The organism is Paenibacillus sp. UNC451MF (genome assembly GCF_000686845.1).
Taxonomy (GTDB): Bacteria; Bacillota; Bacilli; order Paenibacillales; family NBRC-103111; genus Paenibacillus_S.
On record NZ_JMLS01000024.1, the window covers coordinates 60786 to 73833 of the forward strand.

Consider the following 13048-nt stretch of genomic DNA (forward strand, 5'->3'; position numbering starts at 1 on the left):
GTTTGTCTAGATTTTGAAGTGACCGATAAGTCCTTGCAGATCTTGTGCCATCTTGCTCAGATCGCCTGCGCTTGCGGTAATTTCCTCCATGGAAGCCATTTGTTTCTGTGCAGAGGACGATACGTCTTGGGCAAGTCCGGTTGATTCCTTGGCAATGTTCGCGGACTCATCCAGCGAAGCGGACACTTCCTCTGTTCCGGCTGCAATTTCCTCGGCGACAGCAGATATTTCTTGCACTTGGTTCGCCACTTCCTGAGCTGCTCTATAGATGAGGTTAAACGTTTCTCCCGCATCAGCCACGACCTGAATGCCTGTCTCTACTTCTCTTGCATTTTCATTCATAGCTTCAACCGCAAGAACCGTATCGTCTCGAACCTCTCGAATTAATGCTGTGATTTCGTTGGCGGATTGAGCGGATTGCTCAGCCAGCTTTCTGACTTCCTGTGCGACTACAGCAAATCCACGCCCTTGCTCCCCGGCACGTGCAGCCTCAATGGCTGCGTTCAATGCGAGCAGATTCGTTTGCGAGGAAATTTCCGTTATCAGTTTAACAATATCACCAATTTCCTGCGACTTCGCATCTAATCGATTAATGACAGAGGTACATTCACTGACCTTAACGTGGATATTGTCCATCTGATACGATATTTTCTCTACCGTTTCTTTCCCTTTTTCCGATTCATCCGAGGTTTTAATTGCACTCTCCGCCATTACGGAGGTTCCTTGAGCAATACGCTGCACCCCTGAGGCCATTTCTTCCATCGCGTTCGCGCTTTGCAAAGCGCCATGAGCCTGAACGTCTGCACCCTCTGCTACCTTCTGTATCGATTGAGCTATCTGTTGAGAAGCGACAGAGTTCTGATCCGCACTAGCTGACAGCTCCTCGAAAGTGGCGGCAAGCTGTTCAGAATTAAGGGAAACTTGCCCGATCAAAGTTCTTAAATTTTCCGTCATGGTGTTAAAGTCGCTTGCCAGCTGTCCTACCTCATTGCGTGCACGCACCTTCAGCTGCTGCTTCAAATCTCCCTGCGCCAATTGGTTCATGGCTTGTCCTACTTGAATTATTCCTTGAGACATCGTTGTACCCAACCACAAGGCAATAGCTATCCCAACTATCATGATGATGAGTCCGATCAGGAGTGTCCGAAGCCACATGCTATCCAATGACTCAGTAAACTCGGAATAAGGTGCGGTTACGACAAGCTTCCATACGCTATCCGGAATTTGGCGGGCACCGACCAAATGATTGGAGTTATCTTCTTCAATATAGCCAATGAACGGCTCCTGCATTTGTAAAAAATGCTCGTAAGCTGTTTTTTGCTCAGGTGTCGCTGCCGTATCCAAAATATTTTCCGTCAACACCTTACTGGCATCCGGATGAGCCAAAATGTCTCCTTTATCATTAACCATGTAGGCATATCCGCTTTTGCCGAACTGAATGCGCTGCACGATAGCTGCAATTTGTTCTCGGCCGATCGCTCCGGTAATGACACCTGTAACCGTGCCGTTAGCATCACGAATAGGAGCAGCGACATTCATAATCATGCTGTTGTCGGCTTTGGATATAATCGGTTCACTGATTAACGTCTTCCCGGTTAATGCAATCTGATAGTAGTCCCGGGAGCTGATGTCGAACTTCGTTCCCAACGCTTTTTTCTCAATCTGCTGTCCTTGTCCTTTGGTATCAAAAAGAGAAAAGCGTAAGAAATCGGAGTTTCTTGATAAATAACCCTGTAGTACTCCAACCCGTTCGTCAAAAGAATTCCCGTTAACAAAAGAGGGCAGGCCGGTAATACCATTCATTTCCGCCGTCACCCTATCCCGCCATTGGGTAATCAGCTGTGCGTTTAATTCCAGCTGCTGATTGACGTTCAATTCAATATCTTGCTTCAGCATATCCGATGACGACTTGTACATAAAACCGCCTACGACAGCCACCGTTACAAAAATAACAGCAATAACAGCAAGCATCAGCTGCAGCTTGAAGCTTCTCCAAGATTGAGACTGAAAAATAGCCGTGAATCGTTTCGTATTCATATTCCGCTCCTCTGAAGTTAATAAAAAATGGCTATTCAAATTTGAATAGCCAAAATATACAAACATCCTCTGTTTTGGCAACCCGGCTATCATAGCTGTATACAACCTTAGACCCGTGGCTTTGTGTCTCCATCTTTCGACTGGATTTACCTTTTTTATAAAATTTTCAAGTACAGGAACGCAGAAATTTGCCCTTAACATCACCTCTAGAAACATTTGTACAAATGTTATTGCGAGTTCAGTAGGTCTATGGATGCAAAAATGATCAATGTAAAATTTTACTTTTGTATACATAGTACATAATACTCAATACTCCAGTCAATACATTTATTTACAATTGTTTTGTTCTTTCGACAAGAACGATAGAAAAAGTTTAAAAATATGACAAAAATAAATGCATAATTGTTTGCATTTGAACCTTTAGAAACTGAATCGCCCACTCAAAGAAAACGTTAACTTTCTACATTCCTAGATGGATATAATTTCCTCAATAACAAAAAAAAGCCGCAATATCGGCGGCTTTTATCACAAAATATGGATTTAACATAACAACATTGTAAAGGATAGGCTAAATTATCCCTTCATCCTCTATGGCAAATTCGAAATCGTCCAAATCATAGACTTGAACCTGGATGGCCGCTTCAATCACTTTTTCAATAAAATCAGGCTGATCCGTCAAAATCGGTGCATGCTCACGTATGGACGTCAAGACGAGCTCCGTCTCGATCGGATCAAAGGCTTCCCCGTACTCTTCATTATCGTAAGAGTTTACCATTGTTAACGTGACGACATCATTTAGTGGCATCGGCGGACTTTTGGCCCATGGAACATTCAAGGCCCGCTCAATCTTTTTACGGTTCAATGGCTCTTCCAGCAATCCGATCAGCTCGGTAATTTTTTGTCTTACATGAGGCTCATCGTTTGGATCCGGCATGATCGGTTCCTTGCTGTCTTTGAGCTCATACAACTCCTGTATCGTAGTATAAGGAACGATGTATTCAACTGGTTGGCCAGGAACGAGCAGTTCTCCGTACACCGCAATCATAACCGCTTCTATGACAAAGCTTTTGCGCATCGCTCCGCCCCCCTCTCTGTCTGTAGTGGATCCTTCTAATACCACATTATATCACTATTGCAGCCTGTACACATCCGCAGCTTGCCTATTCAAAACAGCCCATCGTCAAGGAAGATACACCTTGAGCGATAGGCTGCCAGTTAGATCACAATCCGTTAGCGGACTTCATCTTGCAAAATCCATACACCTTTTGCAGGAAGCTCGGTTACTCCTGAGCGATTATTCCCATCCAATAGATCTTTATACATAACTTCTCCAAGATCGACAGCCGCCGGATGATCATTATGATTGAGTACGAACGTGAACTGCTGCCCCTGCTTCGTCCGGCGTGTTACCTCGATGCCTTCCGGAGCATGAAGCAGTGGTTCGATTCCACTATCTCGGCATATGCTCAGCAAGAGACGATCCATGAATTCCGCGTTTGGACTCGTTGCAACATACCACGCTTCTCCTTGCCCGAACCGGTTGCGGGTCAGAACCGGCATCCCTTGATAAAAGTCTGAGCCGTATTCTGCCAGTACCTCGGCTCCCTCCGAATGAATCAGATCACAAAGCAAACGGCACCCGTATGTGCTTCCCGCATCAAGCTCGCCGAAGGACGTCGTCATAACCATGTCGTTGGAAGCCTCAGGAGGCAGAGCATCGATCTCTTCCGCCCAAATGCCCAGCAGAGAGCGCAGTTCACCCGGATAGCCACCAAGTGTAACCAGATCGTTCTCGTTCACAATGCCGCTGAAGAACGTGGTTACGAAGCGTCCACCCTGCTGTACGTAATATTCAAGCTTCTTGGCGAAGCCGGGCTTAACCATGTACAACAGCGGAGCTATGACGATTTGGTAGGAATCAAGCGGCGTATCCTCGCCAATCAGATCAACCTGAATATTATGATCGAATAAAGCTTTGTAATATTTCATCATTTCATCTACATACTTGAGCTCCTTGCTAGGTCCCGAAGACATCTCTACAGCCCACCAATTGTCCCAATCGAACAAGATCGCGACTTTGGAATCGAGACGGGAGTCCAGTAACGTATCTCCAAGGCGCTGCAGCTCATCGCCAAGCTGTGCGCATTCACGGAAGACCCGGGTATGCTCATGTCCCACATGCTCGATAACTGCTCCGTGATACTTCTCGCAAGCGCCCATCGAACGCCGAAGCTGGAAGAACATAACCGTGTCTGCTCCCCGTGCAACCGCCTGATAGCTCCATAGACGCATAACACCAGGGCGCTTCAAGCTGTTGTAGGCCTGCCAGTTCTGCTGGCTCGGAGTCTGCTCCATCAGCATGAAAGGTTCGCCATCCTTCAAGCCTCTCATCAAGTCATGTCTCATCGCCGTTACACTGACAGGGGTATCGTATCGCGGATAGTTATCCCAGGAGACAATGTCCATCGACTTCGCCCATTTAAAGTAATCGAGCGGTTTAAAGGTCCCCATCAGGTTCGTCGTTACCTTGATATGCGGCGTTACGGCTTTGAGCTCCTCGTACTCTGCCTGGTAGCATTCCAGCAGCGCATCGCTGTTGAAGCGGTTATAGTCCAGAGAGATTCCTTGAAATGTCGTCTTGCCGTCTCCAAGCTGCTCTGTCAATGCACTTGGCAGCACAATTTCATCCCAATCGTGGAATGTATGTCCCCAAAAACGGGTGTTCCACGCCTTATTCACCGCGTCCAGCGTACCATATCTCTTCTTCAGCCAGACGCGAAACGCCTTTTCGCATTGGTTGCAGTAGCAGCTCCCACCGTATTCGTTGTTGACATGCCATACGGCTAAAGCCGGATGATTTCCGTACCGCTCCGCCATTTTACGTGCCATGAGACGGGAAAAACGCCGATAGGACGGGCTGCTTGGACAAAAGTTGTGCCGTCCTCCGAATTTACGCTGCTTGCCGTCGGACGTAACCCGAAGAACATCGGGGTATCTCTTGGCCATCCAAGCAGGCACGGCTGCGGTTGATGTGGCGAGACAAGCATAAACGCCGTTTTGTGCCATCTTGTCCAATATTTCATCCAACCAAGTGAAGTCGTAGGTTACTTCATCCGGCTGAAGGAGTGCCCATGAGAATACGGCAACGGTCGCTACATCGATACCGGCTAGCTTGAACAGACGCATGTCCTCATCCCATATTTCCCGTGGCCATTGGTCCGGGTTGTAGTCTCCGCCATAAAATATTTTGGGCAGCTTCGAATTGATCATTGTCAAGCTCTCCTTTTCCTTTATCCATAGTTTGTCCAATCACTTCACATTTCCTTGATCCGATGCGATGAATTTGCCCATCTGCTCATTCACGCTGCGCAGTGCAGAGTTGACATCAATCTTCGAGGCACCTACCTCGTAGGCAGCTGCATTTAGTTTTTTGCGAGCTTCCCCATCATAAGGAGTCGGCGGATGCAGCTTACCGGGCTTAGCACCGAAAATGGCATTCAAATTTTTCCCCTTCAAGGAAGGCAGATTCGTACCGAAATTGTTTTGATATTCCTGTGTTTTCTTTAATACGGTCAGATTGCCGTTCTGGTTGATTATCGTTTGCACCTCATCACTCAGGAAATAAGATATGGCCTGAAAAGCCTGCTCCTGATGCTTCGAGTTTTTTGAAATCATAAACATTTGGAAATCGATCTCACGCCCGGTTCCCTTAGCTTCCTCAAAGTTAGGAATTGTTACCATATCCCAATTCATAGGCTGGCCTTCCTGCTGCAGCTTCTCTAGCGCAGCCAGCATAGACCATGAGCCGATCATAGCGGTGTCCTTCAGCTTGGTAAAGTCGTTCTGCCCTTGCCCCGATGGCAAATTGCCGTCCAACCAACCCGGAATAGAATAAATTTCCGCTGCTTTGCTTACGACCTTTATCCAGGTATCGGTTTCAAGCACAGGCTTGTTCGATTGCACATCAACATAAGGTAGCGACAATCCATATCCCATTAAATCGGCTCCGCCCGGATTCAGCCCGCGGTATCTGATGCCGTTCTCCGTTCGGGTCAGCTTCTTGGCGATGGCGATAGCTTCATCCCAAGTCATTCCATCCTTCGGGTAGGCTATGCCGAATTTATCGAAAATGTCCTTGTTGTAGTACAGCGCCGGGAAGCTCATCGTTACGGGAAGCCCCATTAGCTCTCCTTTATTGCTATAGCTCTTCAGCGTCTCCAAAGTAATAGGATCAAGTCGACTCAAATCAGTATCGAATTTTTTCACTAACGGGTTCAAATCGGCCGTAAAATCTATCTTTTGAAAGGTCTGAACTCCCGTCGTGCTGGCGATAACCAGATCCGGCAAATTACCCGAGGCAATCAGCGTGTTGATATGATTCTCCTTCGTCGGATTCATGTTAACGAAATCCAGTGTAATATTCGGATACTTTTTCTTTAATGGCTCAATATAAAACAGCTGCGCTTCCTTCTCACTAACCCCTACGTTCAAATATACTTTAAGCGTTACAGGTTCAGTGCTGACCGACGGGACTGCATTCACCGTTTCCTTTACCTGCCCGCCACCATCCTTCGCCGTGCTGCATCCGGTTGCCAATACGAACAGAACGAGCGCCATACCAAGCTTTTTCATCTTCTTGTCCCCCGATTTATGTATATTCTCGCAGGTTCATTCGCAGACTTAAGATAACGCTTTCAAAACGGGTTTGAATTTTTCATTAGATATAGGGATATGAAACAAAATAATGGATGGTCATGCCTTCACTATATCTTGCATAGTTCCCTGCGATTAACATTTATAATAATTTGTTATTTTAACCGCAGCAATCTTAACATCTTAATCAAATATTATTATTTGAAACTAAACGTCTTATATATTTGAACCCTCCCCGCTCCCTTCGCGGAGCCGAGATCTGAACTCCCTGGGAGAGCATGGATTGTAGCGCTTGAACATTTTATAAAATTGCGCCACATTGGGAATGCCTACACTGCAGCCGACTTCCACGATACTGAGATCCTGTGTCAGCAGCATGCACTCAGCCATTTTTATTCGTTTGAAATTCACATAATCAACGAAGGTTACTCCCATCACCTTTTTGAAATATTTCACAAAATAATGATAACTCAAATTCATCAGGCTGCAGACGTCCTCCACCGATATCTTCTCCCCAATGTGCGCATCGACGTAGTTCAGCACTGGCTTCAAGCGAATAATTTCAATATCCTCCGACCCCTTGAGCAAGCCCTGCTTGTCATAACGCACTAGCAGCAGCATGAGACTTCGGACCGCTATCGCAATGGCCATTTCATATCCTCTGCGTTTCCCTTGCATTTCTTCAAAAATGTGCAATATTAAGCAGTGAGCCTCACGACGGGCATCCGTATTGGTCGTGAAAATATAATTCAAATCGTCTAACGGATTCGTGAGTTCAGAAAATCCGTGAAGGAAGGGCAGAGTGCTTTGATCCAAATATTGAGCCAAATTCACCTGAAGCACCACATAGCGAAGCGGATCCGTACTTCTATCAGACCTATGCAGTTGGGATGAGCCAAGCATGAATACATCGCCGTCATGCAAAGTAAGGGCCGTGTTCTTCGTATATACATCCAAATTTCCTTGTTGAATGGCTAGAAATTCTACTTCCTTATGATAATGCCAATCGCCGATATGAACATTACTGCGCTGCAGCTCCCATACTTTCAGAAACAACAGCGGATTTTGGTAAATGACCAGCTCATTTCTCGCCTCAGCAATCACACCGACAGGCTTAGCCATAACGCAGCACCGACCTCACTCCTACATTTATGAATAGAGCAAATTTGGATGTCCATTAATCCTTAACCCTTAACAATTTTTTAACATTAAAAAATAGCAAATGACAATTTTGAATAAAGATTGATTAAAAAATAGGATATCATTTTTTTGCTTCTATTTCTATAATTTTACTTATTGGAATCGTTTTCAAACATAATATAGGAGGTCTTAAAGCAATGTTCAAATGGAGTGGAACAAACGGAGCTTTACTTAGCCTTGTCATGCTGGCGGGATTGCTCTCTGCTTGTGGCGGCAAGGAGACGACGACAGCTGTTGGCAAAGATCAACCTAAAGTTAAGGAGGAAAATAAAGACCCCGTAACGGTTACATTCGGAGTCCGCCCCAGCTATTTGACCGATAACGAAATTCAACGCTATATCATTGATCCTGTGAAGAAGAAATATCCTTATATAACCGTCGATATTGTCAAATTGGATGACAAAAACAATTCCTTCGAAAAGCTTCTCGTAGCAGGTGCCCTGCCGGACATTAACGTAACCAATTCATTAACGCTGCAAGGAACGAAGCTGCTCGGCATCCAAGAGGATATGACAAAAATAATAAAGGAAAACAGTTATGATCTAAGCCGATTCCAATCCGAGCTTCTCGATACTGTCAAAGCGAACAATCAAACCGACTACCTGGTCGGAATCCCTTACTACGTCCAGTTTAATGCGCTCTACTATAATAAAGATATTTTCGATAAGTTCGGAGTTCCTTATCCTAAGGACGGGATGACTTGGTACGAGGTGACTGAATTAGCCAAAAAAATGACCCGAATGGATAATGGCGTGCAGTATCGCGGTTTCGAGCCAGACTCAGTGTATCGCCCCGCGTCTCAGCTTTCTCTGCCTCTCATCGATCCTAAATCTTACAAATCAATTGTAAATACCGATCAGTGGAAAACCGTACTGGAAATGGTTAAGAACATTTACAGCATTCCAGGCAACAATAAAGTCCAGCCGTTCAGTCCAGGCGTGAATGCATTTGTCAAGGACCGCACCATCGCCATGCTCGCAGGCTTGAACAACCTTGGTAATTTGGCCGATGTCAAGGATGTGTGGAATAACTGGGATTTCGCCTCATATCCGGTATTTGCGGAGAGACCAGGCATAGGCACACAAGCCGATTTCCATCTCATGCTTATGTCACCATCCTCGAAGGTAAAGGATGCCGCCTTCAAGGTCATGACAACCATCGTTTCCGACGAGGTACAGCTTGATATGGCTCATATGGGAAAAGGCTCCGTGCTGAAGGATAAGAAATTCCAGGATGAATTCGGTAAAGATCTCGAGTTCCTTAAAGGGAAAAACGTTCAAGCCATATTCAAAACCAAGCCCGCTCCAGCCTTCCCGCCGACGGAATTTGCTAGCGAGGCGTTTAACCAGATTACGAATCTTATGAAGACAATCATGAAAGATAATATGGACGTCAACACGGCTATGCGCCAATATAACGAGCAGATGGATAAATTTATCGAGCAGAACCGAACTAAGTAGTTGATTAATAAAAGAAAGAAGATGCAGGCTCACGCCTGTATCTTCTTTCTTTTCGTTATGACTCCAATTGATTCATTGTTGGGGTAGACTCTGAACCCATTGCATCATCCGGAATTTGCTTGGCGCTTTGCCGTCGCCGATTCCGCCTCCCCATTCGATGTAACCTCTTCTCAAATTGCCATCGTTCTCATTGATCACCAACGAAAAACTGAATACTCCGCTCTCTGTCCGAATCGGCGCTAATTCAGACCATGGCAATGCCAATTCATAGGTCGTCAGCTTCTGAGCTTCATCTCTTGCAACATGAACCGTCCCGTTTGCAACCAATCCTTTGGCAACACCAGAGGGTGTTATCCACCTATATATTTGAGGACCTGCTGCGGTTTGTGAAATGCCATACTCATAATAATTCGAATCCTCACCAGGCAAACCGTTCGAGATGGCAAATTGGATTCCGTCGTTATTCCACATATTCACATCCGCCGCCGGAAAAGCATGAGTATCATCTTTAATCGATGCAGTCAAATAAAAATTATTCTCATCCTGGTTGAGCCATAGTGAACCACTCAAATCGTCGGTCCCTCTGTAGCCGTTCACCTTTACGGTACCCTTGGCTAAATCGATGGTCGGCGGCTTCGCAATGATAAGCGGGTCAGGGTTTCCATCTACGTTAACCGTTCCGTTATAGACCGGATTGAATTCAACGGAGCCCGTATAAGCGTATGTTTTGTTGTTTCCGTAAGCCACGTTAAAGTTAGCTGTATAGCTTTTTGCCAGCTCTATGTTTTGTAGGGCGATGTCGAATTCCCCTGTTGCTTCAGGCTGCAGCACTTGATTCAGTTCCTGATGGCCTGATACAGCTCCTAGCTGCCAATCCACGCCATGGATAGGCAATGCGTTCACCTTTGAATGATTGTGGACTTGCACTTTGATCGATTGACTGAGCGGCAGCGTATCTTTAATTATAGGACGAATACGAATCGATTCAGACGGATTCACTGCTGCCGCATGCTGAAGCAGACCGATTGCTTGACCGCCGGATTTCAGAACCCCTCTCACCAGTCGTGTCCCCGGCACCTCTAAGCCGCTAACAACAACAGGCTGGAGCTTGGTTTGACCAGGAGCAGCGTAAAGTGGATAAGAGCTGCCCTCTACGTCCAGAGTAAAATCAAGCGTTCCCGAGGTCGTGTTGATCATCTCAACCTGCAAAGTTACCGGCTCGCCCGTCAGCGAGCTTTCCCCGTGAACCGCAAATGTTGCATCCTTGCTGATCCCTTGGATCTCCCCTTTGATATAGATAGGTTCTCCAGTCAAGGTGACGTAGATTTTGCCATTCACCGGCGTAAACATTTGCGTATTTCCCATCATGTCTGTAATTTCAACAGGTTGATTCGTCCGGATAACAGCGGAATCGGATGCCAGTGACCATACGACCCGTTTACTCTGTCCGCTTTTCGCAAAAAGGTAGCTTTTCAAGCCGGACTCCAATGACTCTTCACCCGAGAACTGCCAACCGGTGAGCTCTCTTGTCATAGCGGCATAAGCAGCATAAGCGGGCTTTGGAGTAAACGCTCCAAGTGGGTCAGCTACATTGCGGAGCAGACCGAAATTATCTTCGTTGTAGTCGTTACGGAGCCCATCATTCACTAGATCGTACCAATATATTTTCTCGACTCCGCTTGAAATCGCCGAGACATAGTAACGAACCAAATAATTTGCTTGTTTAATTTCATCGATGCCATTCGCGGCGTTGAAGGTTGGATAACCGAATTCCGTGATCCAAATCGGTTTGTCTTGGCCGTTATTATACTGGCGAATCAATGCCTTGATTTGCTCCATAGAGTCGGCTACGCCCTCCGGCTCATTGGGGTAACGGTAAGGATGCAGAGTTACCGCGTCCATGTACTGCAGCCCGCCCAACTTGAACACTTCCTCGATCCAGCTCACTGCATCTTCAGAAGCCACAATGCCGTAGACCGGGAATTCGGGATGCTCGGCTTTGACGGTTTCATACGTTTTTTTCAATAATTTAAAATAATAATCTGGCCGGGAGTTGGCGGGACTGTTGCCCCTTTTTCCAAAACCACCGTTAAACTCATTGTAGGCCTCCATCGCAATCAACTGATCTTTATAATAATTAACGTACGCTTCAGCATAGTTGGCAAAGCCTTCGCGCCCTTGATCGGTATATGGAGTTCCATTGTTGTCGTAAAACGGGTTATTGTATGCGGCCACAAACACCATACCGATACCCTGCTCTTTGAGCTTAACCATGTAATTATCGGGAGTTGGAGTGAATGTGTACACTCCCTTGGTCTTCTCAATCGCATGCCACTCAATGCCATCCCGGACCGATTTGGCTCCTGCCTGTTGAATTAACGGGATTGTGCTGGTCTGTCCCCGATGCAGATGGGTTGCGATCCCAAATGGAGAATCCGCTACGGCAGTAAAATCATAGGGCGATAGAACAGCGAACGACGTTTCTAATGAGACTGACGGTTGTTGGTTCGTAGATCCCACGGTTGCCACTAGCTTAAAGTAGCCTCGTTTAGAGAATGGGACTTGAATAAGTATTTGGCCTTTGTCATTGTGTCCTGTTCCTTCAGATATTTTAGCGCCTTGCATATCGTAAACAGACCATGTAACAGTGGACTGCAGCGTAGCTACTTTGAACTGGATCGGTTCATTTTCGGTAAACACATTTCCGGTTTTGATTTGTTTCAGCTCCGTTACAGGTACGTTCACCGTTACGTAGGGGCCATCTTGGCTCCACTGATTTTGAATGCTTCCAGCTTCGATCTTGAATGTGTACGTTTTGGCGATATCGGAATTTTGAATCGGAATATGATACGTAGTGCCGGTTACGGTTGCAATGGACTTGCCATTTTGAAGGACACGATAATTTCCCGCAGAGCCTTGCGGTTCCGACCATTTTAATTCCAAACCGTTCTCGTTCAATTGTACAACTTCAACGCTGGCGCCGGAGGGCCACTTTGGAGCCGCTGGATTAACACGGGTGTGCGATAGGGACAAATAGGGCTGATTCGCTGTGCTCTCTTTACTGTTGATATGGATAAGAGCACCGCTCTTGGCGGCTTGAGTAAAACCGAAACTGGCTACCTGATCGGATTCGAGCTGCGCCTTCACATAAGAAGTGACATCCACCTGAATCCATTTCCAGGTCAAGCCTACATTCACATTAGCCAAATAATGGTCCATGACCGGCTTGTCATTCCAGGTCGTCATATTCTCACTCCACGAATCGTCCTCCACTCCGTACAATTGAAAGGCCAGTGGACTTCCGTTAGCATTGTTGACCGCAGCATAAACATTCAACGTTGCCGTTCCCAATTCCCCGGCATAAGAGCTTAGATCGAATTTCATATAGGATTCCCGAGTATAGTTCGGATCGCCGCTCCACGTTCTTACCTGAAGTAACGGGAACGTACCGTAATTGATATTTACTGACGATCCCCCATTCATATAAGTATCTGCCAGCGGCGGGACCTGGATTGTGGCATTGTTCGTTTCGAGGGCGTAAATCAAGGAGCCTCCGTTAGTCATTAAAAAGCATGCAATAGCCATGATCAGTAAATTACGGATGACTGGATGTATCCGTCGGAAAGCTTTCATAAACCATCACTCCTCTTCTAAAAGTGGTTGAACAAAGCAAACCGTCTTTCTCTATACAAGCCAAT

At 46.2% G+C, this 13048-nt stretch carries 7 protein-coding genes and 1 riboswitch; of the genes, 1 reads left to right on the forward strand and 6 read right to left on the reverse strand.

Annotated features, from left to right (window positions below; genetic code table 11):
- Positions 1-6: 6 nt before the first annotated feature.
- The 5 genes from BP97_RS0123045 to BP97_RS0123065 all read right to left on the reverse strand — a co-directional run bounded on the left by BP97_RS0123045 (position 7) and on the right by BP97_RS0123065 (position 7812).
- Complete coding sequence (locus BP97_RS0123045; protein WP_028551234.1) at positions 7-2037, reverse strand: methyl-accepting chemotaxis protein; 2031 nt, start codon at positions 2035-2037, stop codon at positions 7-9.
- A gap of 73 nt (positions 2038-2110) precedes the next feature.
- Positions 2111-2198: riboswitch (cyclic di-GMP riboswitch) on the reverse strand.
- Positions 2199-2605: 407 nt separating this feature from the next.
- Complete coding sequence (locus BP97_RS0123050; RefSeq protein ID WP_028551235.1) at positions 2606-3112, reverse strand: hypothetical protein; 507 nt, start codon at positions 3110-3112, stop codon at positions 2606-2608.
- Between the two features lie 155 nt (positions 3113-3267).
- A complete protein-coding gene (locus BP97_RS0123055) occupies positions 3268-5307 on the reverse strand; it encodes a beta-galactosidase (RefSeq protein WP_028551236.1) in 2040 nt (679 codons plus the stop codon).
- A gap of 39 nt (positions 5308-5346) precedes the next feature.
- Positions 5347-6669 carry an ABC transporter substrate-binding protein gene (locus tag BP97_RS0123060; protein WP_028551237.1) on the reverse strand — a complete coding sequence of 441 codons (1323 nt, stop codon included), beginning with the start codon at positions 6667-6669 and terminating at the stop codon, positions 5347-5349.
- A gap of 237 nt (positions 6670-6906) precedes the next feature.
- Complete coding sequence (locus BP97_RS0123065; protein ID WP_028551238.1) at positions 6907-7812, reverse strand: helix-turn-helix domain-containing protein; 906 nt, start codon at positions 7810-7812, stop codon at positions 6907-6909.
- Between the two features lie 215 nt (positions 7813-8027).
- Between BP97_RS0123065 and BP97_RS0123070 the strand changes: the two genes are divergently transcribed.
- Complete coding sequence (locus tag BP97_RS0123070) at positions 8028-9350, forward strand: ABC transporter substrate-binding protein (protein ID WP_028551239.1); 1323 nt, start codon at positions 8028-8030, stop codon at positions 9348-9350.
- 72 nt (positions 9351-9422) lie between these two features.
- Here BP97_RS0123070 and BP97_RS0123075 read toward each other — a convergent pair whose 3' ends face one another.
- Positions 9423-12983 (reverse strand): CBM96 family carbohydrate-binding protein, encoded by a 3561-nt coding sequence (locus tag BP97_RS0123075; protein ID WP_028551240.1) that lies wholly within the window; start codon positions 12981-12983, stop codon positions 9423-9425.
- Positions 12984-13048 lie beyond the last annotated feature (65 nt).

What these genes read in the sequence shown, in the direction of transcription:
- BP97_RS0123075 (WP_028551240.1), bottom strand. Translation starts at nt 12,983, where the DNA reads ATGAAAGCTTTCCGACGGATACATCCAGTCATCCGTAATTTACTGATC.
- BP97_RS0123055 (WP_028551236.1), bottom strand. Translation starts at nt 5,307, where the DNA reads ATGATCAATTCGAAGCTGCCCAAAATATTTTATGGCGGAGACTACAAC.
- BP97_RS0123065 (WP_028551238.1), bottom strand. Translation starts at nt 7,812, where the DNA reads ATGGCTAAGCCTGTCGGTGTGATTGCTGAGGCGAGAAATGAGCTGGTC.
- BP97_RS0123070 (WP_028551239.1), top strand. Translation starts at nt 8,028, where the DNA reads ATGTTCAAATGGAGTGGAACAAACGGAGCTTTACTTAGCCTTGTCATG.
- BP97_RS0123045 (WP_028551234.1), bottom strand. Translation starts at nt 2,037, where the DNA reads ATGAATACGAAACGATTCACGGCTATTTTTCAGTCTCAATCTTGGAGA.
- BP97_RS0123050 (WP_028551235.1), bottom strand. Translation starts at nt 3,112, where the DNA reads ATGCGCAAAAGCTTTGTCATAGAAGCGGTTATGATTGCGGTGTACGGA.
- BP97_RS0123060 (WP_028551237.1), bottom strand. Translation starts at nt 6,669, where the DNA reads ATGAAAAAGCTTGGTATGGCGCTCGTTCTGTTCGTATTGGCAACCGGA.